The organism is Methylobacterium oryzisoli, assembly GCF_046557895.1.
GTDB lineage: Bacteria > Pseudomonadota > Alphaproteobacteria > Rhizobiales > Beijerinckiaceae > Methylobacterium > Methylobacterium oryzisoli.
Window position 1 is genome coordinate 24290 of sequence record NZ_JBKIBX010000020.1, and the last position, 20869, is coordinate 45158.

The following is a 20869-nucleotide window of genomic DNA, read 5'->3' on the forward strand; positions in this document are numbered from 1 at the left end:
GGGCGCCCGCGCTGCGCAGCCGCGGAACCTCGGCTAGACGATCGCGAAGTTCGCCGCCGAGAGGGTCGGGAGGTTGTCCAGGGTGGCGAACTGCACCTGGGCGCCCGCGCCTGACCCGTCCGCGTCGTAGAACAGGCCGCCGGTGGTGCGGTCGTAGAGGATGCGGTCGCTGGCGTCGGCCGCCCCCGTGCCGAGGTCCTTGAACGCGTCCTCCGAGAGCGCGCCCGCACCGAGCGTCGTGAACACGCCGCGCGAGAGCTGGATCGTGTCGGCGTCCGCGCCCGAGGCCGTGAAGTCGATGATGTGGTCGGCGTTGCCGACGAGCAGGGCGGCGTCGAACGCGAACACGTCGCGGCCGCCCCGGCCGGTCAGCACGTCCGCCCCCGCGCCGCCGCTGATGATGTCCGCGGCGGCGCCGCCCAGGAGGATCTCGGCGCCGTCGCCGCCGTAGACGTCGATGCGCTCGAAGCCCGAGGCGGTGAAGCCGTCCGAGCCCAGGCCGGTGGCGGCGTCGAAGGACCACGCCCCCTGGCCGTTGGCGCGGCGGACGACGAGGTGGTCGACATCGTCGCCGCCGGTGATCCGGTCGCCGCCGCTCGCCACCACGTCCACGAGATCGGCGCCGAGCCCGCCGTCGATCGAGTCCTCGCCGGTGCCGCCGTTCAGGGTGTCCGCGCCAGCGAGCCCCAGCAGCGTGTCGTTGCCCAGCCCGCCCACGAAGCTGTTGGCGGCGGCGCTGCCGGTGATCCGGTCGGACAGGTTCGAGCCGTAGACGTTCTCGATGTCGACCAGGGTGTCGCCCTGCGCGGTGCCCCCGACGCCCGCGACCTTGCCGGAGCTGAGGTCGATGGTCACGCCGGCCGAGGAATCGGTGTAGGAGGCCCAGTCGGCCCCGTCGCCGCCGTCGAGGTAATCGGCCCCGAGCCCGCCCGTGAGGGTGTCGGCGCCCGCCTGGCCCGCCAGCGTGTCGTTGCCGCCGTTGCCGCGCAGCTCGTCCTGGCCGCCCTGACCCCAGAGGGTGTTGGCGTCCTCGCCGCCCGCGAGCGTGTCGTTGTAGTTGGAGCCTTCGAGGTTCTCGATGCTCACCAACGTGTCGCCCTGGGCGTCGCCGTACAGCACCTTGCCGAGCGAGAGGTCGGCGTAGACGCCCGCGCCCGAGGAGGCGTAGCTCGCCCAGTCGCTGCCGCCGCCGCCGTCCAGCGTGTCGGCGCCCGCGCCGCCGTCGAGCGTGTCGGAGCCCTCGTAGCCGTAGAGCCGGTCGTCGCCGCCACGCCCCAGGAAGGTGTTGCCGGAGGCGTTGCCCGCCAGCGTGTCGCCGTTGCCGGTGCCGGCGAAGCGCTCGATCGACACGAACGTGTCGCCGGCCGCGTCGCCGCCATGGACCCCGGTGGTGAGGTTGATGCTGACCGCCGCGCCCTCGAAATAGGCGGTGTCGACGCCCTCGCCGCCATCGAGCCAGTCACCCCCGGCGGCGCCCGTGAGGGCGTCGTGCCCGCTGCCGCCGAGCAGGGTGTCGCGGCCCGAGAATCCCCGCAGGTCGTCGTTGCCGCCGCGGCCGTCGAGGTAGCTCGCGCCGGTGCCCCCCGTGAGCGTGTCGTTGTGGTTCGAACCGAGCAGACCCTCGACGCCGACCAGCGTGTCGCCCTGGGCGTTGCCGTACAGCACCTTGCCGGTCGAGAGATCGGCCGCGACCCCGGTCGCCGAGCCGCCGTAATCGGCGTAGTCGAAGCCCTCGCCGCCGTCGAGGCGATCGGCGCCCGCCCCCGAGACCAGCGTGTCGGAGCCGGTCTCGCCGAAGAGCTGGTTGGCGCCCGCGCCGGCATCGAGCCGGTCGGCGCCGGTGCCGCCCCAGAGCGTGTCGTTGCCGCCGCCCGCGAGCAGCAGGTCCGCGCCCTCCTCGCCGAACAGCAGGTTGTTGCCTTCGCCCCCGTCGAGGGTATCGGCGCCGCCCTGGCCCCAGAGGGTGTCGTTGCCGCCGTTGCCGGTCAGCCGGTTGGCGAGGCCGTTGCCGACGAGTTCGTCGTTGGCTCCGCCGCCGACCGCGTTCTCGACCCAGCTCGTGGTGTAGATCATCGCGAAGATCTGCCGGTCGCCGTCGAGCATGCGGCTCTGCTCGCCCTGGCGCAGGTCGACATGCACCGCGCGCGCGTTGCCCGATCCGTCGCGGAAGCCGGAGGCGTCGAGGGTGTCGTTGCCCCCGTTGTCGTAGATCGTCACCAGCGGCCGGGTGTTGACGTTGAAGTCGAACGCCGCCCGGTAGGGGCCGCTGAAGCGCGCGTTGAAGCCGTAGACGTCATCGCCGGTGCGCGTGGTGGTCGAGGCGCCGTGCTGGCGGATCGCCTGGTCGATGTCGCGGGTCATCGGCGTCGCGGCGTACCAGGCATTCGGCCCCTGGAGACCGCCGACATTGCCGTTGCTCGACGCGTCCATGATCGAATGCATCGGATCGCCCGGGATGTGCGACTTCTCCGCGTCCGTCCCGTCGATCACCGAGTGGCCGATCTCGTGCACGAGCGTGTTGAAGGCGATGCTGCCGAGCTGGAAGTTCCCGACGCCTTCGAGCGTGCTGTCGATGTAGACCTCGTGGTAGCGGCCGTTGGCGCCGCGGGTCTTGTTGACGCCGAGCGTGCTGGTCCCGGCGATGTCGGCCACGGCGACCCGGGTCCAGTCGAAGGACAGATTGTTCTGCCAGTGGCCACCGGTCGGGATGCCCAGGAAGGTCTCGGTCACCCAGGTCACCGAGCGCCCGGCAAGGCCGGCATCGTCCGCCGAGATGCCGCCCGAGAAATTCGACACGTCGTCCCACAGCCCCACGGCTTCGCGCATGCGGGCCTCCTGGGTGCCGTTCAGCTCGTACCAAGCGGTCACTTGGCTGTCCGCGTCGCCCTGGGCGGCGAGGTACATCGACCCGCGGGCCGCGTTGAAGTTCTGGTAAGACGTCGGCATGTCTGCAATCCTCGTTGCCGTGCCGGCAGGCGCCATCGCGCCGCGTGCCGGTCGCATTGCGCAGATTTCGCCCCCGCGGCGCGGCGGCGTTCTCAGTCGACGATGTGATCGGCGCTGTTCTCTTCAGCTCTCGCCTGCGGCGAGATCCGTCCTCTGCCGAGGCTCATCGGCTCTCGGGGGACGCTGCATTAGAGCAGGCGGGAGAGGAGGCGGCCGTGCGGCACCGCACCGGCGCGGCGCGGCGGCGGCGTAAGCTCGGAACCGGATGGAGGAGCAGGCGGGCCGCTCCGCCGTCCGGACGCGGCAGGCCCGGCACGGCAGGATCATGACCCCGATCATCCGCGCCCTCGATCCGACCTACGCCAGCCTCGGCATCGCGCTGCATTTCCTGGCCCGCCGGGAGCCGTTCGCGAGCTTCCGGCTCGGCGACGTGGTCCACACGGTGGACGTCCAGATCCGGCGGCGCCACGCGCTGTTCGCCTTCGAGGGCGAGCGGGTGGCCGGGTATCTCGGCTGGGCGCTCTACAGCCACGCGGATGCGCGGCGTTTCGCCGAGACCGGCCGGCCGCCGCCGCCCGACACCCCCGACGGGGAGGACGTGGCGTGGCTGCTCATGGCGGCGGCGACCTCCACCGAGGCGCTCAAGGGCCTGCTGCGCGAGGGACGGGCCCGCAATGTCGGGCGCCGGGTGATGGGGGTCCGCTACAAGCCGGGGGGCAAGCGGGTGATCTTCGACCAGAGGATCACCGAGAAACCGGCGTGAGGGGCGCCCGCCCTCCATCGCCGAGGCCGGGGTCGCGATCGGCCGGGACGTCGTCGCGCTCGGCCCTTCTCGGCGGTGACGGCGCAGGCCGGCGCGGTCAGGGCCGGCCGCTGGCGATGATCCGCTCGCTCGCCGGCAGCACGATGCGGCAATGCAGCCCCTCGGACCGGAAGTTCAGCACGGCGCTGCCGCCGAGTTCGTAGGAGAGGGTGCGCTCGATCAGTTCGGTGCCGAAGCCCCGGCGGGCCGGCGGCGCGACCGGCCCATCCAGGTTGCTCTCGGTCCAGTCGAAGACGAGCGCCGGCTCGGGCTCGGCCGCCTCGTCGAAGCGCCACGTCGCCGCGACGCGCCCGTTCGGGGCCGAGAGGGCGCCGTGCTTCACCGCGTTGGTGGCGAGTTCGTGGACGGCGAGCGCGAAGGTCTCGGCGGCCTTGGCGCGCAGGCGCACCGGGGGCCCGGCGATGCTGCGGACCTGCTCGCCCTCGTGCGCCGCGTAGGCGAGGAGTTCGTGGCTGACGAGCTGTTCGAGGTCGATGCCCGCCGTCGGGTCGCGGGTGACGGCCGCCTGCACGCGCGCGAAAGCGTCGATGCGCCCCTCCAGATGCGCCGCGTAATCCTCGACCGTGTCGCTCGTCGCCGCGGTCCGGCGCACGATCGAGCGCATCACCGCAAGCGTGTTGCGCACCCGGTGCTGCAGCTCGGCCAGCAGCAGCTTGGCCTGCCCCTCGCTCGCCCGCATCGCCGCCTCGGCCTGCTGGCGCGCCGTGATGTCGACGAAGGTCAGCACGACGCCGGCGATGAAGTTGTCGACGCTGCGGTAGGGCAGCACCCGCACGATGTAGCGCGCGCCCGTCTCCGGATCGGCGATCTCGCGCTCGATCGTGGCGAGCGTGCGCAGCACCCGCCGCGCATCGTCCTGCAGGTCGTCGTAGGCGACCCTGGGCTTGATGTGGCCGATCGGCCGGCCGATGTCGGATTCGACGAGGTGGAAGACGTCCACCACGGCCGGCGTCGAGTTCGTCACCCGCAGCTCGTTGTCGAGAAAAACCGTGGCGATCTGCGTGCTCTCGAGGAAGTTCTTCAGGTCGCTGGTCGCCCGCGTCAGCTCGTGCACCCGATGCGCGAGTTCGCCGTTGACCGTGGTGAGCTCCTCGTTGACGGATTGCAGCTCCTCCTTGGAGGTCTCCAGCTCCTCGTTGGCGCTCTGAAGCTCCTCGTTGAGGGACTGATACTCCTCGTTGGAGGATTTCAGTTCCTCGTTGGTGCTCTCCAGCTCCTCGATGGTGGCCTGGAGCCGGTTCTTGGTGGTGCGCAGCTCGTCTTCGAGGCGCCGGGCGTGCTCGGTCTGGGCGGTGGCCGCCGCGGAGGCGTCCGGCTCGTCCCGGACCAGCGCCCCCTCCTTGAACAGCACGATGTAGCTCTGGGGCGAGGACGCGCCCACCAATGCGCCCTCCTGGATCGGCTCGACCACGAGATCGACCGCGAGACGCTGGCCGTTCGCGCCGATGCGCAGGCCCTCGACCTGGACGGTGCCGCCCTGCTCGGCCGCCTGCGCGAGGGCCGCGCGCAGGTCGAGGCGCAGGTCGGGGTGGACGAGCTGCAGCAGGTTGAGCGAGGCCGCGCCACCGGCCGGGTCGATGTAGCGCCCGGTCCGTCCCGAGAAGCGCAGGACCGTGAAGGCCTCGTCCACGATCACGTAGGCCGGCGCGTAGCGCTCGACGAAGCGCTCGGCCCGGCGCGCCAGGGTCGCCTCCGCGACGCGGGTCCGATCGGCCGGGACCGCGCTCACCGGCCGGCGGTCCAGGGTCGTGAAGGGGAAGTCGGGCAGGGAGCGGGCGCTGCCCTCCAGGCGCCGGAAGATGCGCGAGCGGCTCTCGATCGGGGCGAACAGGGCCGTGTGGCGCGACACGTTCTCGGAATTGCCCAGGAACAGGACGCCGCCCGGGCGCAGCGCGAAGTGGAACAGCGGCACGACCCGGCTCTGCAGCTCGGCCTCGAGGTAGATCAGGAGGTTGCGGCAGGAGACGAGGTCGAGCCACGAGAAGGGTGCGTCCTTGATGATGCTGTGCTGGGAGAAGATGCACATCTCCCGCAATTCCTTGACGACGCAGTAGGTGTTGCCCTCCTTGACGAACCAGCGGGCGAGGCGCTCGGGGGTCAGGGCGCGGACGATGTCGTCCGCGTAGCGGCCGGCCCGGGCCGAGGCCAGCGCCCGTCCGTCGAGGTCGGTGGCGAAGATCTGGATCTGCGGCGCCTCGTCCCGGTCGGCCAGGTATTCGCGCAGCAGCATCGCGATGGAGTGCGCCTCCTCGCCCGTGGCGCAGCCGATCACCCACACCCGCAGCTGGTCGTTGCGCGTCTTGCCCGAGAACAGGGCCGGGATCACCTCGCGCTGGAGGATCTCGAACTCCGCGGCGTCGCGGAAGAACTGCGTGACGCCGATCAGGAGGTCGTTGAACAGGTTCTGCGCCTCGTCGGGCCTGGCGCGCAGGATCTCGATGTAGGTCTGGATCTGGTCGGTCTGCAGCACCTGCATCCGGCGCTGGATCCGGCGCAGGAAGGTGCCGGGCTTGTAGCCGTGGAAATCGTGGCCGGTCCTGTTGCGCAGGATCGTGGCGATGCCGGCGAGCGCGTCCGCGGCGCCGGGCGAGCCGGGCGCCAGGGCGCCGTCCCGGCGGCGGACCAGATGCCCGACCGCCGAGGCGAGGCGCTCGGCCAGACGGGCGACGGGCAGGATGGCGTCGGCGAGCGCCGCCGGGCTGGAACTGGCCGCGAGTTCGCCTGCCCTGGACTCGTCGGTCTCCTCCGCGAAGGCGAGGCCGCCCGCCGCCTTGATCGCCTTGACGCCGAGGGTGCCGTCGCCGTCGGTGCCCGCGAGCGTCACCGCGATGGCGCACCGGTCCTCGTCGCGCGCGAGCGAGACGAGGAGGCTGTCGATCGTGCCGCCCCCGTCCGACGGCGGATCGGCCGGCCGCACGCGGAAGCGGTGGCGCTCCAGCGTCACGATCGTGCCGGGATCGGGCAGGTAGACCCGCCCGGCTTCGAGCAGGGCGTCCGCCTCGACCCGGCTCAGGGAGCGGCCGGCCGGCGCGAGCGCGTGCGCCAAGCGCTCCTCGTCGAGCCCCTCGCGGTGCTGGAGGACCAGCACCACGGCGATCTCGTCGAGGGGCGGCAGGTGCGCGAGCAGGTGGGCGAGCGCGTCCAGGGACGCCGCCGAGGCGCTGACCGCCACGACGATTCCGGCCGGCGCGGCCACAACCCCTGCCGCAGGAGATCCGTCATCCGACATCGTCGATCACGCCGTCACTCCGCCGCCCGTCCCGATCCCGCGTCACGGTTCGTTCCCTCCACCCTGGTCCTCCGAGGGTCCGACGGGCCGCATCGCGAGCAGCACCGCCCGCCGGATCGTGTCCGCGTACCGGCGATACTCGATCGCCCGCTCGCGGTACAACTCGGCCACCGCCTTGCGGCCGGCCTCGCGGCCCTCCTCGGCCATGCGCGACACCAGTTCGGCCCGCTCCTCGATGATGCGCAGCGCCACCCGCAGCGCCTCGTCGACCGCACCCTCCTGCTCCTTGGCGGCGATGTCGGCGGTCACCGCGTGCCCGACCTGGCAGCGGAAGCGCAGCGGCTTGGCGCCCCGCACCCGGGAGAGGACGCCCATGCACTGGGGACACGTGAGGGCGACCGGTTCGGCGAGGCGGCGCAGCACCTCGCTGTCCACCCGCTCGCCCGCCGCGATGTCCACCTCCAGGCGGATCTCGGGCGGGACCGGCACCCGCGCCCCGGCCGGCTCGCGCACGAGGTCCGAGAGCACGTCGCCGAGGCGCGTGCTCGGGAGTGCGAGGTCGACGGTGACGGCCGAGAGCGCGCTGCGCGGCATCTCGTCGGCGATCGCCTCCGCCGGATCCTGCACCAGCGCGAGGCCGCCGCAGCGCTTGATCGCGTCCAGGCCCGCGGCCCCGTCGTTGAGGAAGCCGCTGAGGACGACCCCGATGACGCGCGGCCCGTAGGCGGCGGCGGCGGAGCGAAACAGGGGATCGATGGCCGGGCGCGCCATGTTCTCGCGCGGGCCGCGCCCGAGGCGGATATGGCCCTCCGCGAGGAGCAGGTGGTGGTCGGGCACGCCGAGATAGACGTGGCCGGGCGCGATCACCAGCCCGTCCTCGGCCGGCTGGACCGGGAGGGGTCCGGCCGCCGCCGCGACGCTCGCCAGCACGCCGATGCTGCGCGCCGGGATGTGCAGCACGACGAACACCGCCGCGGGCAGGTCCGCCGGCAAGCCGCCGAGCAGCGTACGCAGGGGTGCGGTGGCACCGGCGGAGCCGCCGATGACGACGATGTCGCGATTGCTCATGGGAGGGAAGAGGCGCCGCCGCCCTTCTGTTCCGGCGCGGAGCGGGCCCGGCCGCCGATGAACGGTGGGCCGCGCCCCGGGCGGGCGGCGGGAGCGCGCGACCGCGCCGGCCGTTGACTCGACGGGGCGGTGCCGAGGGTCCGCGAAGGCCGGCGCGGCGCGCCGGCGAGAGGAACGCCATGCCCGACCTCGACACCGAGACGCGCCATCTCGCCCGGGCCGACCGCGCCATCGCGGCGGGCGAACGTCGGATCGCCGAACAGGTCGAGCGGATCGCGCATCTGCGCCGGTGCGACCTCAGCATCGCGGCGGCCGAGCAGCTCCTCCACACGCTGCGCCAGACCCTGATCGGCTGGCAGGATACCCGCGAGGAGATCCGGCGCACCATCGCGCGCATCGAGGCGGTCGCGCGGCCCGGCCCGGCCCCGCAGGCCTGAATCCGCCCCGCCCGGCCGGGCGGCGCCGGCGCTCGGACGGGCGGCCGCGGCCCGGCGGATCGTCCGGAGAGCGGTTCAGACGTCGTTCGCGTCGTATTCGTGACCGATGCGGCCGAGGTGGAGATAGTTCGCCGAGAACAGGGCGGCGTCCTGGAGCGCGTCGAGGTCCGGGATCGACAGGGTCTTGCCCCGCAGGATGACGAGGCCGCGGGCGCGCAGCTCCTGGATGGTCCGGTTGACGTGGACGGTCGAGAGACCCGTCGCATCGGCGAGTTCGGCCTGGGTGACGGGCAGTTCGCAGGTCGGACCCTCCGTCAGGCCGACCGCGCGCAGGCGCAGAAAGACCTCGCACAGGAGATGGGCCATGCGCTCCAGCGCGTCCCGCTGGCCGAGATTCGTGGTCCACTCGCGCTGGATCGCCTCCTCGACGAGGGAGGTCCACCACAGGGCGCGGCTGATGCGCGGATAGTTGTCGGTCAGATCGAGGATCGCTTCCTTCGGGATCTCCGCCACCGTGACGGGCGAGAGGGTGCCGACCGAGTGATCCATCTGGCGCAGGATGAACATCCTGAGGTCGCACAGGTCGCCCGGCAGCAGGAAGGCCGCGATCTGGCGCCGGCCGTCCTCCAGCACCTTGTAGCGGCAGGCCCAGCCGTCGAGGATGAGGTTGACGCGGCCGGGCGCGTCGCCCTCGCGGAAGATGTCCTCCCGCGAGGCGAGCCGGCGCGGCTTCCCGGAGGCCGCCCGTTCGAGCGCCGCCTTGTCGTCCCGCGAGAGCGCGGTGAACTGCTCCAGCTTGCGGATCAGGTAGGTGGCCATCCGTCCTCTCTGCGCCACATGGCTACAGGATCGGCAGACCCGACCATGCAACTCATGTTATCGTCGCTTCGTCCCGATGGCCTTTAACCCAGGACAACGGGATCGGGCGGGGCGCGACGATGATGAGATCCATGCACGCGGCGCTCGCGCAGCGCCGGATCCTGGTGGTTGAGGACGAGTACTTCATCGCCCACGACATCGCCCACGCGCTCGGGCGGCTGGGCGCCGAGGTCATCGGCCCGGCGCCGACCTGCGAGGACGCCATGGCGCTGGTGAAGGCCGAGCGCCTCGACGCGGCCGTCCTCGACATCAACGTGCGGGGACAGTCCGTGCTCCCGGTGGCCGAGATCCTGGCGGCCCGCGGCGTGCCGTTCGTGTTCGCCACGGGCTACGATCGCGGCGCGGTGCCCTTCGCCTTCCGGAACGTGCCGCACTGGGAGAAGCCGTTCGACCCCGACCATCTCGCCCGGACGCTCCCGGAGGTGCTGCCGCGCCGCGGGGGCTGACACGGCAGCCGATCAGGCCCCGCCGGGGCAGGGCGCGCGGCGGGCGAGGAGCGCGAGCACCTGCTCGGCCGCCTCCCCGGGCCGGGTCGCGGCGGTGTCGAGCCTCAGGTCGGGCGTCTCGGGCGCCTCGTAGGCCGAGTCGATCCCGGTGAAGTGGCGGATCGCCCCCGACCGGGCCTTGCGGTAGAGGCCCTTGGGATCCCGCCGCTCGCACTCGGCCAGCGGGGCGTCGACGTGGACCTCGAAGAACGGGATCCCGTTGGCGATCGTGCGCGCCAGCGCCCGCTCCCGGCGGAACGGCGAGATCAGCGAGACCAGCACGATCAGCCCCGCATCCGCGAGAAGGCGGGCGGTCTCGGCGGTGCGGCGCATGTTCTCGACCCGGTCCGCATCCGTGAAGCCGAGGTCCCGGTTGAGCCCGTGCCGCAGGTTGTCGCCGTCGAGGATGTAGGCGTGCCGTCCCTCGTGCGTGAGCCGGGTCTCCACGAGGTCGGCGACCGTCGACTTGCCCGCGCCCGACAGGCCGGTGAACCAGAGGATGCAGGCCTGCTGCCGCTTGAGGTCGGCGCGCAACCGGCCCGACACCTCGAAAGGCTGCCACCTCACGTTCATCGGGGTACCGCGCGCGCTGTGATGCACATGCAGCGATATTAACCGAGGCATTCGGCCGAAACTGTGACTCCGGAACAACGGCCGACTACATGGTTGTTTCCGCAGAAACTATCGACAACAGTCAGACATCGGAAAATGCAAGACAAACAAACCTGTACGTGCCGGCAAGACCGATGGCGATAACGCATCCTCCGTGCAAGCAGTTTCCGCAACTTTCCGTTGAAAAAACCACCGATCGAAAGGGCTGATATCAGGTCGTCGACTCGACTTGGCCTTGGCCCGTGCGCGGACGATCCCTGGGCGGACGTGGCGGAAGCCTAGGCGAACCGGCCTAGGCCGATTCCGCCTCCGCGAGCAGGACGGCGACCCGGGCGCCGATCTCGGTCGACGGGAAGGGTTTTTCGAGGACCGCGTAGGAGGGCGGGATGCGCGCCGCCTCCGCGTGGCCGGTGACGATCAGGAAGGGCAGGGCGGGCCAGCGCGTCCGCACCTCTTCGGCGAGGTCGAGCCCGCTCATGCCCGGCATCGCGAGATCCGCCACCACGAGGTCGAAACGCTCCGCTTCGAGGCGGGCGAGCGCGGTCTCGGCGCCCGGCACCTCTACGGCGTCGTGCCCGAAGCGGCTGAGGAACGAGGCCGTGACGTGGCGCACCTGCGGGTCGTCGTCGACCACGAGGATCCGCGCCCGGCGCCGCAGGGGCACCGCATCCGGCCCATTGGCCTGATCCGCGTCGAGCGGCTCGTGGGAGCGGGGGAGAAAGAGGTCGACCCGGGTGCCGCGCCCGACCTCGCTGTCGATGCGGATCGTGCCGCCCGATTGCCGCAGGAGCCCGAACACCATCGCGAGGCCGAGGCCCGTGCCCTGCCCCTGCGCCTTGGTGGTGAAGAAGGGCTCGAACACGCGCCCGAGGATCTCCGGGGGGATGCCGGTGCCGGTATCCTCGACGGCGACGACCGCGTAGTCGCCGTCCGGCAGGTCGGGTTCGAGGCTGCCCGACACGGTGGCGTTGCGGGTCGAGAGCGTGACCACGCCGCCGTCCGGCATCGCGTCGCGCCCGTTGATGCAGAGGTTCAGGATCGCGAGTTCGAGCTGCTCGGGGTCGACCCGCGCCGCCCAGATCTCGGGGCTCAGGCGGTGCTCGACCTGCACGAAGCCGCCGAGGCTGCGCCCGAGGAGGTCGTCCATGCCCCGGACCACCCGGTTGAGGTCGACGACCCGGGCCTGAAGCTCGCGCTGGCGGCTGAAGCTGAGGAGGCGCTTGGTCAGCGCCGCGCCGCGCTGGGCGGCGTGAAAGGCGTTCGTCATCAGCCGCGACAGGCGCGGGTCGCCCTCGACCTTCGGCAGCGCCAGTTCGAGGCTGCCCATGATGGCGGTGAGCAGGTTGTTGAAGTCGTGCGCGACGCCGCCCGCCAGGGTGCCGAGCGCCTGCATCTTGTCGGCTTGGCGCAGGCGCGCTTCGAGGCTCTTCTGCTCGGTGATGTCCCGCTCGATGGTGGCGAGGTGCCCGATCCCGCCGCCGGGATCGGGGATCGGCACCCGCACCACCTGCGTCCAGGTCGGGGCGGCGGCGGGGCCGGCCGACACGACCGCTTCGGTGTGCTGCCCACTCGCGACGGCGGCCCGGTCCGCCTCCGCGACGGCCTGCGCCGCCGCGGCATCGAGGAAGGCGCCCTCGGGCCGGCCGAGGCAGGCCTCCACCGTGGTGCCGAGCCGCGCCGCCTTGGCGGCGTTGAGGCGCACGAAGCGGCCCTCGGCGTCCTTGAACGCGATGGCGTCGCCCGCGTGGTCGAGGAGGCCGCGCAGCAGCGCCCGCTCGGTGGCGAGGTCGCGCCCGAGGCGGTGGCGCTCGTAGGCGGCCCGGACCGCGTTGCGCAGCAGCGCCGGGTCCCAGGGCTTGGTGACGTAGCCGGTGATGCCGCCGCGGTTGAGCGCCGAGGTCACGGCCGAGAGGTCGGCGTAGCCGGTGAGCAGGATCGCCTGCGCGTCGCTGAGGCCGCGGGCGCGGGCGAGCAGCGCGTCGCCCGTCATGCCCGGCATGCGCTGATCGGAGACGATCACCCCCACGTCGGGCTCGGCCTCCAGGATCTCCAGCGCCGCCTCGGGCCGGCTCGCCGTGAGGACCCGGTACTCGTCCTCCAGGAGGTCTTCGAGCGCGACCAGAATGTCCGGCTCGTCGTCGACCGCGAGGATCGTGCCCCGTGCGGCGCTCCTGTCCATGCTCATCCGATCGTTCGTCCCGCCCACGGTCACGAGGCCCGCCGCGGAATGCTGATGACGAAGGCGGCACCGCCCCCGGGCGCCGTTTCGACGGTGATGGCGCCGCTATGCGCCTGAACCACGCCGTACGCAATGGCCAGGCCGAGACCCGTGCCGGACCCGACCGGCTTGGTGGTGAAGAACGGCTCGAAGATGCGCTCGCGCAGGTGCTCCGGCACGCCCGGCCCCGTGTCGCTGATGCGGATGAGGTCGTTCTCCCCGTCGCTCAGCGTCTCGACCGTGATCGTGCCCTCGCCGGGGATCGCGTCGGCGGCGTTGCCGATCACGTTCATCACCACTTGGTTGAGGAGGGCCGGCGTGCAGTGGATCTCGCTCGCGCCGTGGAGACGCCGCTCCACCGCGATGCGGGTGCCGAGCTTGTGCTGGAGCAGCGCCAGCACGGTGTCGATCGCCTCCGGCACGTTGACCGAGCGCATCTCGCCCTCGTCGAGGCGCGAGAACTTGCGCAGGTTGACCACGAGGTCCTGGATGCGCCCGAGGCCGAGCCGCATCGAGCCCACCCGGTCGCGGGCCTTGACCAGCGCGCGCCGGGCCGGCTCCGACAGGGCGTCCGCCTCGGCGCCGACCTCGCCGATCAGGCGCTCCACCGTGCCCTGGTGGGCGAGGATGAAGGCGAGCGGGTTGTTGATCTCGTGGGCGATGCCGGCGACGAGTTCGCCGAGCGAGGCCATCTTGGCGGCCTGGACCAGCTTGGCCTGCGCGTCCTTGAGCTGACGGTTGGCATCCTCAAGGTCGTGGTTGGCCTGCGCGAGCGCCCCCGCGAGCGCCGCCTTGGCCTCGGCCGCCGCGGCCTCGGCACGGGCGCGCTCGGCCGCGCGCTCGTGCTGGCTGAGTTCGTCGGCGACCCGGCGGTTGTCCTCGTCGAGGAGCTTGCGGCGCACCAGCGTGCGCACCCGGATCGCCAGCACCTCGCCCTCGGCGCCCTTGGCGGCGCTCTTGGGCACCACGTCGTCGACCCCGGCCGAGAAGGCCCGGACCAGGAGGTCCTTGCTCGACGTCCCGGCGCTGCCGATGCCGACGAGGGAGAAGCCGCCCGCCAGCCGCTCGTTCTCGCCGCGCAGGGCCGCGATGCGCGCGCACAGGGCCACCGCGTCGTAGGCCTCGGCCATCAGGTCGACGGTGACGCAGTCGAAGACCGCCCCGGGCGCGCCGAGGAGGTCGAGCGCCTCCTGCGGCCCCGCCGCGGTCACGACCTCGTGGCCCTCCTGGGAAAACAGGCCGGCGAGGGCGGCGCGGTCGGCCTCGCTCGCGTCGACCACGAGGAGGCGGGCGCGCCGGAAGGCGCCGTGCGCCGCCTCGCGCGGGCCGGCCGCGCCGCGCTCGCGCAGAAGCGCGCGGATGCGCAGCACCAGGAGGTCGTGGTCGGCGGATTTCGGCACGTAGGCGTCGGCGCCGCTCTCCAGCCCCTGGCGTTCGAGGTCGCGGCCCTTGGCCTCGGTGAGCATCAGCACCGGCGTCGCGCGGGTGCGCAGCGACAGGCGCATCTGGCGGGTGAGCTCGTCGCCGTTGATGCCGGGCAGGTGGTAGTCGGCGACGACGAGGTCCGGCACGCCCCGGTTCAGGGCGTCGAGCGCGGCCTCGGCGGTGGCGCAGCGCGTGACCGAGAACCCGCTCGCCTCCAGGAGCAGGCGCAGCTGCAGGGCCTGGGTCTCGGAATCCTCCACGAGGAGGATCCGGGCCGGGGCGTCCGCGCCGTCACGGGCCGCCGCGGCCTCCTGAGGCGCCCCTTCGCCTGGGGCCGCCGCGCTCATCGCGGGCCTCCGGGCTGGACGGCGCGCAGGAGGCGCGGGGCGATCAGGTCGAGGGGCAGCACCGATCCGGCAGCCCGCAGGCGCACCGCCGCCGCCGGCATGCCGTAGACGACCGCCGAACTCTCGTGCTCGGCCACCGTGAAGGCCCCCGCGAGGCGCATGTCGAGCAGGCCCGCCGCCCCGTCCTCGCCCATCCCGGTGAGGAGGATGCCGAGCCCGCGCGGCCCGGCCACCCGGGCGACCGAGCGGAAGAGCGCGGTGGCGGAGGGGCGCTGGCCGCCCACCGGCGCCTCGTCCGAGACGGCGAGCAGCCCGCCGCCGCCCAGCACGAGGTGGCGGTCGCCGGGCGCGACGTAGACGTGGCCGGGCAGGGGGCGCACCCCGTCCCGGGCGATCTCCACGTCGAGCGGCACCACGCCGTTCAGCCACGCGGCGAAGCCGTCCATGAAGGCGGCGCCCATGTGCTGCACGAGGAGGATCGGGGCCGGGAAATCGGCCGGCAGGGCGCCGAGCAGCCGCGCGAAGGCGGGCGGTCCGCCGGTCGAGGCCGCCACCGCGACGAGCGTCGGCAGCACGCCCGCCTCGTCGCGCGCCGGCAGGTCGGCGGGCGGGGCCGGCCGCGCGCGCTCCGCCCCGATCGCCCGGCGGCGGATCACCGGCACCGCGCTCATGATCCGCAGCTGCGTGCAGATCTCGTCGGACACCGCCTCGTAGGCCCGGTGGCCGGTGCCGACCGGCTTTTCGACCACGCTGAGCGCGCCCGCCCGCAGGGCGTTCATCGAGATCTTGAGGGAGGCGTCCTCCACGGCATCCGCGATCACCACGATCGGGGTCGGCCGCTCGGCCATGATCCGCCGGGTGGTCTCCAGCCCGTCGATGCCGGGCAGGCGGATGTCCATCGAGATCACGTCGGGCTGCACCCGGTGGATCTCCCGCAGCGCTTCCTCGCCGGAGGAGACCGCGGCCACGAGCGCGAGGCGCGGGTCGCGGCTCACGATGTGGGCGAGGAGCTGGCGCACCACGAGGGAATCCTCGACCAGCATGACGCGGATGGGCGCGCTCACCGGAGCACCTCCCGCCGGCGGCGCGATGCGGGCCGGGCCGCGGTGCCGGGGGGGCAGCGGGACGGGGCGGGGAGGCGGGCGAGGGGGCTCACAGCAACTGACCGATCGTGTCGAGGAGTTCGCGCTGATCGAACTTCTGCTTGGTGATGTAGGCGTCGGCGCCGAGATCGAGACCGCGACGGATGTCCGCGGGGTCGCCGCGGGAGGTCATCAGGATCACCGGAAGGCGGGTCAAGTCGGGATCCTCCTTGATCGCCCGCAGCAGCCCGAAGCCGTCGAGGCGCGGCATCTCCACGTCGGCCACCACGAGGTCGACCTGCGTCCCGTCGCGGCGCAGCCGGTCGAGGCCGTCCTGGCCGTCCACGCAGACGAAGACCCTGTAGCCCTCCGCCTCCAGGATGCTTTTCTCCAGCGTCCGGGTGGTGATGGAATCGTCGACGACGAGGATGGTGGGCTGGCGCTTGCGGGCGCCCCGGGCTGCCGGAAGCGGCACGGCCGCGAGGCGTCCGCCCGCCTCCGCCGCGCGCGCGACGAGGCCGGCCGGGTCGAGGACGAGGGCCGGGCTCTCGTCGGCGAGCAGCACCGTGCCGGCGACGAGGCCGGGATCGCCGCCGATCGGCGGCGGGGGGCCGACGAGGCTCGGGCGCACGTCGAGGAGCCGGTCGACCGCGACCGCGCAGAGATCGCCGCCGTTGCGCACCAGCACGGCGCGCACCCGCCCGTCCTCCGCCGGGAGCGCCGCGGGGCCGCCCATCAGGGCGGCGAGCGGCACCACCGGGACGCTCGCCTCCCGCCCGTCGAGCGGGATACGGACATGCGGCTGCCCCGAGATCCGGACGAGATCGGACAGGGTGAGGCGCAGCAGGCGCGCGGCGGCGCTGCCCGGCAGGGCGTAGACCTGGCCCGCCGCCTCGACGAGGAGGAGCGGCCGGCGCGCGGCCGAGACCGGCACCGTGACGATCACCTCGGCGCCCCAGGGCTCCGCCCGCCGCAGCCGCGCCCGCCCGCGCAGCGCCGCCGCCGCCTCGGCGACGACCGAGAGCCCGACGCCGCGGCCCGCGAGCCGGTCGATCCGCTCGGCGGTGGAAAAGCCCGGCGCGAAGACGAGGCGCAGGGCCTCGCGGGTGCTCGGCCGGGCGTCGGGCGGGATCAGGCCCTGGCGCCGGGCGGTGTCGACGATGCGCGGGATGTCGGGGCCGCGCCCGTCGTCGCGCACGGAGACCACGAGATCGCCGCCGCGCAGGACGACCGACAGGGTGATGGTGAGCGCCTCCGGCTTGCCGAGCGCGCGGCGCGCCTCCGCGGATTCCGCCCCGTGGCTCACCGCGTTGCGCATCAGGTGCAGGACCGGGTCCTTGAGGGCCTGGAGGAGGACCCGGTCGACGGGCCGGTCGAGGCCCACCAGCCGCACCTCCACCGGCAGCCCGGCCTCGCGGGCGATCTCGCGCACCATGCGGCCGTAGCCGCCGAAGACCGCCTCGGCAGGCACGAGGAGGAGGCGGTCGGCATCCTCGCGCAGGCGCCGCAGCGCGACCTCGACCGTGCCGGCGGCGCGGTGCTGGGCGCGCGAGAGGCCGGAGGCGCCGCGCACCATCGCCCGCACCTCGCCGTCGAGGCGGCGCATCAGGTCGAGGGCGGCGTCGAGGGCGGCGGCTCCCGGGTCGCCCGCCTCGCGCAGGCGGCGCGACAGGGTGGCGACCTCGCCCGCGCGCTCGCGCAGGGCGTCGGCGGTGCGCCGCAGCGCGCGTCCGCCGCCCTCCAGCGCAGCCACCGCCCCGCCGATCTCGTCCTGGCCCTGGAGCGCGAGGGAGAGGCCGTGCACCGCCCGCGAGAGGCGGTCGACATCCTCGCCGGCCACGCGCAGCACTGCGGGCGCGGCCTCGGCGGGCTCGGGACGGGACGCCTCGGCGGGTGGCGGGGCGGGCGCGGCATCGGCCGGCGGCGGGTGGGGTGCCTCGGCCGGCGGCGGGAGGGACGCCGCGGGCAGCGCGCCGGCGACCTCCCCCGACAGGCAGCGGTCGAGGGCCTGGGCGGCGTCCTGCGGCAGGGCCGGGTCCGGCACCGCCGCGAGCGCCGCCGCCATGCCTTCGATCCGGTCGAGAGCGAGCGTCACGGCGGCGTCGGCCGCGCCGTCGAGGGGGTGGGTCCCCTCCACGATGCGGTCGAACAGGGTCTCCAGGCGGTGGGCGATCTCCTCCACGGCCGGGAGGTCGACGGCGCGCGCGGCGCCCTTCAGGCTGTGGGCGCGGCGAAAGACGTCGTTCCAGTCCGGCACGGCGCCGGCCCGGGCGGCCGCGAGCGCCGCCCGGATGGCGCCGAGATGCTCCCGGTGCTCGGCCTCGAAGGCCGCGAGCAGCATGGCGCGGATGTCCATCGGGCGGGCTCCCCGGCGCTAGCATTCTCCGACGAAGTGGATCCCGGTTCGTCGCAGAAAATGCGGAAAATCAAAAACTTGAAGCAGCGCCCGATCGCCGCGCGATCGGGCGCTGCCCTAGAGCCGGTAGCGCTCGGCGAGCGCGGTGAGCGCCGTGGCGAGTTCGCTCAAGGCGGCGGCGGCGGTCTCGACCTGACGGGTGCCCGCCGCCGTCTGCTGGCTCGCCTGCCGGATGTTCTGGAGGGCGCCCATCACCTGCTCGATGCCGAGCTGCTGCTGGTTCGTCGAGGCGACGATCTGCTGGAAGGTCTGCACGCTCTCCTGCACCCGGGCGGTGATCTCCTCGATCGTCGCATGGGTGGTGTCGGAGCGCTCCTTGCCGAGCGCCACGCGCTTGACCGCCTCCTCGGTCAGCATCACCGAGGAATTGATGCCGCGCTGGATGTCGCCGAGCAGGGCGCGCACCTGCACGGTCGCCTCCTTGGCCTGGTCGGCGAGCGCCTTCATCTCGCTCGCCACCACCGCGAAGCTGCGGCCGGACTCGCCCGCGGCGGCGGCCTCGATGGCGGCGTTGAGCGCGAGGAGATGCGTGCGCTCCGAGACGTCGTTGACCGTCGCGATGATCTCGCCGATGGCCTGGGTCTTCTCGCTGAGCGCCACGATGTTGCCGGCCACCGCCTCGCTCTGCTCGCGGATCGCGTCCATGGCGCGGGCGGTCTCGTCGACGGCGCGCAGGCCCGCCTGCGAGGTCTGGGCGGTGGCCTGGGCGGTGGCGATCACCTCCTGGGCGCGCTTGCCGATCTGGGCGCCCGCATGCGTGATCTCGTCCACGGTGGCGGCGGTCTCCTGCACGGCGGCGAACTGCTCCTCGACGCTCGCGGCCTGCTCCTGGGCGGAGGCGCGGATCTCGGCCGCGGCGGCGTTGAGGTTCGCGGTGGCGCTGCGGTTCTGGCTGGCGAGCTGGCGCAGCCCCTCCACCATCTGGTTCAGCACCACCCCGAGCCGGCCGAACTCGTCGCGGCTGGTCTCGGCCAGCCGGCCCGAGAGGTCGCCGTCACCGACCCGCGCGACGAAGGCCATCACGGCTTCGAGCGGGGTCGCCACCGCGCGGCGGATCAGCCACGTGATCGCGAGCGCCATCACCACGCAGGTGGCGAGCGCCGCGATGGTGGAGATGCGGCTCTCCTCGTAGATGTCCCCGACCCGCCGCTGGCCCACCGCGATCACGGTCTCGAGCGCGTCGCGGGCCGAGGCCATGATGCGCACGAAATTTTCCTGCGCCTGGTCGAGGGCAGTCTCGCTCGACTGGATCGCCGTGAGGTCGGCGGGCGTCAGGGCCTCGAACTGGCGCTCGGTGATGGTGCGGATGCTGCGCAGTTCCACGCTCGCGGCGGTCAGGATCTCGCCCATGCGCTGCCACGCGGCGGCCCGGTCGGTGGAGAGCGACTGGGTCCGGTACTCGGCCGCGCTGGCGATGGCGCTGGCGAGCGCCGTCTCGGTGCCGGCGGCCGCCTGGCGCCACGTCACGGCCGGCTCCTCCTTGGGCGGGACCTCCCGGTTGAGCGCCCGCAGGAAGAAGCGCGTGGTGGCCTCGTCGCGCAGGTCGCTCATCCGGCGCTGGGCCTCGCGGATGGTGTCGAGCTGGCGCATCACCGCGAGGTCGCGGGTGACGATGGTGTCGGTGGAGCGGCGCACGTCGCCGATCTGGGCCAGGGCGTAGAAGCCGAGCGCCACGATCACCAGGATGACGGCGGTGAAGCCGAGGAGGATGCGGTTCCCGATCGAGATCGACACGCTGGTCTCACGCTCCGAGAGGGCTGGAGGAGGGGGTTCAGGCGGGCTGCCGCGTGCCGAGGAACGGCCGCAGCAGGGCAGGGAGGTTCACCAGGGGGAAGCCCTCGGGGTCGTCCGCGCCCGCCAGGGCGCGGCCCGAGACCGGGCGGTCGCCGGGGGGCTCGTCCACGAGGGCGTCGATCACCGCCAGCGCCCGCTCGACGCGCAGGCCGATGCGCGGGTTGTCGCGGCGCAGCACCACGAGGTGCCAGCGCCCGTCTTCCGGGGCCTCCGCGTCCAGCCCCAGGGCCGCCGCGAGGTCCAGCACGCTGAGCAGCGCGCCGCCGCGGCTCGACAGGCCGATCAGCGCCGGCGGCGCCCCCGGCACCGGGGTGCAGGGCCGAAACAGCGCCACCTCGGCCACCGCCGCGACGGGCAGGCCGAACCGCTCCGCCCCGGCCTGGCAGACGAGGGTGCGCAGGCGCGCGCGGGTCTCGGGGGCCGCCTGCCCGCGCGCGGCGAGGCGGCGGCTGCGCGCGTCGAGCAGTGCCGCGATCCGGGCCGGGCTCAGGATCTCGTCGGCCGGGATTCCTTCGGCCGGAATCCTGTCGGCCGGAAGACCGCCGGCCGGGAGACCGTTGGCAGCGCCCCCCTCGGCACGGCTCTCGTCGGCGCTCCCCGCCGGGCCGGAGGCCGTCACGAAGCGCCGGCCCCGAGGAAGGGCCGGGCGGCCGCGACGAGGTCGGCCGGCGTCAGCCCGTCGCCCTCCGGCAGGCTCTCCTGCGCCGGCAGGCCGGCGGCGAGCCGCAGCGCGTTCGCCAGCGCGCGGCAGCCGGCCTCGCGGCGGCCGGCGGCGATCAGCGTCAGACCGAGATGGTAGTGGGCCATGACGAAGCCTTTATCGAGGTAGACCGCGCCGCGAAAGGCGCGCTCGGCCTCCTCGGGCCGGGCGCGGGCGCGGGCGAGCAGCCCTTCGTAGAGGCGCAGCCGCGCATCGGTCGGATCGGCCTGGAGCGCGGCGCGGCAGGCCTGCCAGCTCGCATCGAGATCGCCCGCATCGGCGAGGCGGCGCACCGCGGCGAGCGGCGTGTCCGGGGCGGCGGGGGCGGGCGCCGCCGGGCGGGCCTGAACGCGGGCCGGGGAGCGGACCGGAGCGCGGGCTTGGGGGTGGGCTTGGGGGCGGGGGGGC

14 protein-coding genes and 1 pseudogene are annotated in these 20869 nt (G+C 73.6%); 3 read left to right on the forward strand and 12 right to left on the reverse strand.

The genetic code is table 11. The annotated features are described in order from the left end of the window. Positions 1–33: 33 nt before the first annotated feature. Positions 34–2946: a calcium-binding protein gene (locus ACKUB9_RS19330; protein ID WP_407525721.1), complete on the reverse strand. Its 2913-nt coding sequence runs from the start codon at positions 2944–2946 to the stop codon at positions 34–36. A gap of 325 nt (positions 2947–3271) precedes the next feature. On the opposite strand from ACKUB9_RS19330, the gene ACKUB9_RS19335 reads away from it, so the two are divergent. Then, positions 3272–3709 (forward strand): hypothetical protein, encoded by a 438-nt coding sequence (locus ACKUB9_RS19335; RefSeq protein ID WP_407525719.1) that lies wholly within the window; start codon positions 3272–3274, stop codon positions 3707–3709. 97 nt (positions 3710–3806) lie between these two features. Here ACKUB9_RS19335 and ACKUB9_RS19340 read toward each other — a convergent pair whose 3' ends face one another. After that, the gene (locus ACKUB9_RS19340) at positions 3807–6998 is read right to left on the reverse strand and encodes a CheR family methyltransferase (protein WP_407525716.1); all 3192 of its coding nucleotides are present in this window, start codon (positions 6996–6998) and stop codon (positions 3807–3809) included. Between the two features lie 42 nt (positions 6999–7040). Then, a complete protein-coding gene (locus ACKUB9_RS19345; RefSeq protein ID WP_407525713.1) occupies positions 7041–8066 on the reverse strand; it encodes a chemotaxis protein CheB in 1026 nt (341 codons plus the stop codon). Positions 8067–8245: 179 nt separating this feature from the next. On the opposite strand from ACKUB9_RS19345, the gene ACKUB9_RS19350 reads away from it, so the two are divergent. Next, a complete protein-coding gene (locus tag ACKUB9_RS19350; RefSeq protein WP_407525711.1) occupies positions 8246–8503 on the forward strand; it encodes a hypothetical protein in 258 nt (85 codons plus the stop codon). 75 nt (positions 8504–8578) lie between these two features. Here the strand turns inward: ACKUB9_RS19350 and ACKUB9_RS19355 are convergent, their stop codons facing one another. Beyond that, positions 8579–9322 carry a Crp/Fnr family transcriptional regulator gene (locus ACKUB9_RS19355; RefSeq protein ID WP_407525709.1) on the reverse strand — a complete coding sequence of 248 codons (744 nt, stop codon included), beginning with the start codon at positions 9320–9322 and terminating at the stop codon, positions 8579–8581. Between the two features lie 119 nt (positions 9323–9441). Between ACKUB9_RS19355 and ACKUB9_RS19360 the strand changes: the two genes are divergently transcribed. Then, complete coding sequence (locus ACKUB9_RS19360; RefSeq protein ID WP_407525707.1) at positions 9442–9828, forward strand: response regulator; 387 nt, start codon at positions 9442–9444, stop codon at positions 9826–9828. A 12-nt stretch (positions 9829–9840) separates the two neighbouring features. Here ACKUB9_RS19360 and cysC read toward each other — a convergent pair whose 3' ends face one another. From cysC to ACKUB9_RS19400, 8 genes and pseudogenes are all read right to left on the reverse strand, one after another. Next, the gene (cysC, locus tag ACKUB9_RS19365; RefSeq protein WP_407525704.1) at positions 9841–10440 is read right to left on the reverse strand and encodes an adenylyl-sulfate kinase; all 600 of its coding nucleotides are present in this window, start codon (positions 10438–10440) and stop codon (positions 9841–9843) included. 331 nt (positions 10441–10771) lie between these two features. Next, positions 10772–12664 (reverse strand): response regulator, encoded by a 1893-nt coding sequence (locus ACKUB9_RS19370; protein WP_407525702.1) that lies wholly within the window; start codon positions 12662–12664, stop codon positions 10772–10774. A gap of 23 nt (positions 12665–12687) precedes the next feature. Then, a complete protein-coding gene (locus tag ACKUB9_RS19375; RefSeq protein ID WP_407525699.1) occupies positions 12688–14469 on the reverse strand; it encodes a response regulator in 1782 nt (593 codons plus the stop codon). Next, positions 14466–15512 (reverse strand): chemotaxis-specific protein-glutamate methyltransferase CheB, encoded by a 1047-nt coding sequence (cheB, locus tag ACKUB9_RS19380; protein WP_407525781.1) that lies wholly within the window; start codon positions 15510–15512, stop codon positions 14466–14468. The genes ACKUB9_RS19375 and cheB overlap by 4 nt, the downstream gene beginning before the upstream one ends. A gap of 109 nt (positions 15513–15621) precedes the next feature. Next, the gene (locus tag ACKUB9_RS19385) at positions 15622–17907 is read right to left on the reverse strand and encodes a hybrid sensor histidine kinase/response regulator (protein WP_407525696.1); all 2286 of its coding nucleotides are present in this window, start codon (positions 17905–17907) and stop codon (positions 15622–15624) included. Positions 17908–18024: 117 nt separating this feature from the next. Next, positions 18025–19701: a methyl-accepting chemotaxis protein gene (locus ACKUB9_RS19390; protein ID WP_407525693.1), complete on the reverse strand. Its 1677-nt coding sequence runs from the start codon at positions 19699–19701 to the stop codon at positions 18025–18027. A gap of 37 nt (positions 19702–19738) precedes the next feature. Next, complete coding sequence (locus ACKUB9_RS19395; protein ID WP_407525690.1) at positions 19739–20380, reverse strand: chemotaxis protein CheW; 642 nt, start codon at positions 20378–20380, stop codon at positions 19739–19741. Then, positions 20377–20869: pseudogene (locus tag ACKUB9_RS19400) on the reverse strand (CheR family methyltransferase); the annotation flags it as partial. The pseudogene ACKUB9_RS19400 and the gene ACKUB9_RS19395, both read right to left, overlap by 4 nt.

Excerpts from the sequence above, each read along its gene's own strand:
- ACKUB9_RS19330 (WP_407525721.1), bottom strand. The coding sequence starts at position 2,946 with ATGCCGACGTCTTACCAGAACTTCAACGCGGCCCGCGGGTCGATGTAC.
- ACKUB9_RS19335 (WP_407525719.1), top strand. The coding sequence starts at position 3,272 with ATGACCCCGATCATCCGCGCCCTCGATCCGACCTACGCCAGCCTCGGC.
- ACKUB9_RS19340 (WP_407525716.1), bottom strand. The coding sequence starts at position 6,998 with ATGTCGGATGACGGATCTCCTGCGGCAGGGGTTGTGGCCGCGCCGGCC.
- ACKUB9_RS19345 (WP_407525713.1), bottom strand. The coding sequence starts at position 8,066 with ATGAGCAATCGCGACATCGTCGTCATCGGCGGCTCCGCCGGTGCCACC.
- ACKUB9_RS19350 (WP_407525711.1), top strand. The coding sequence starts at position 8,246 with ATGCCCGACCTCGACACCGAGACGCGCCATCTCGCCCGGGCCGACCGC.
- ACKUB9_RS19355 (WP_407525709.1), bottom strand. The coding sequence starts at position 9,322 with ATGGCCACCTACCTGATCCGCAAGCTGGAGCAGTTCACCGCGCTCTCG.
- ACKUB9_RS19360 (WP_407525707.1), top strand. The coding sequence starts at position 9,442 with ATGATGAGATCCATGCACGCGGCGCTCGCGCAGCGCCGGATCCTGGTG.
- cysC (WP_407525704.1), bottom strand. The coding sequence starts at position 10,440 with ATGAACGTGAGGTGGCAGCCTTTCGAGGTGTCGGGCCGGTTGCGCGCC.
- ACKUB9_RS19370 (WP_407525702.1), bottom strand. The coding sequence starts at position 12,664 with ATGAGCATGGACAGGAGCGCCGCACGGGGCACGATCCTCGCGGTCGAC.
- ACKUB9_RS19375 (WP_407525699.1), bottom strand. The coding sequence starts at position 14,469 with ATGAGCGCGGCGGCCCCAGGCGAAGGGGCGCCTCAGGAGGCCGCGGCG.
- cheB (WP_407525781.1), bottom strand. The coding sequence starts at position 15,512 with ATGCTGGTCGAGGATTCCCTCGTGGTGCGCCAGCTCCTCGCCCACATC.
- ACKUB9_RS19385 (WP_407525696.1), bottom strand. The coding sequence starts at position 17,907 with ATGGACATCCGCGCCATGCTGCTCGCGGCCTTCGAGGCCGAGCACCGG.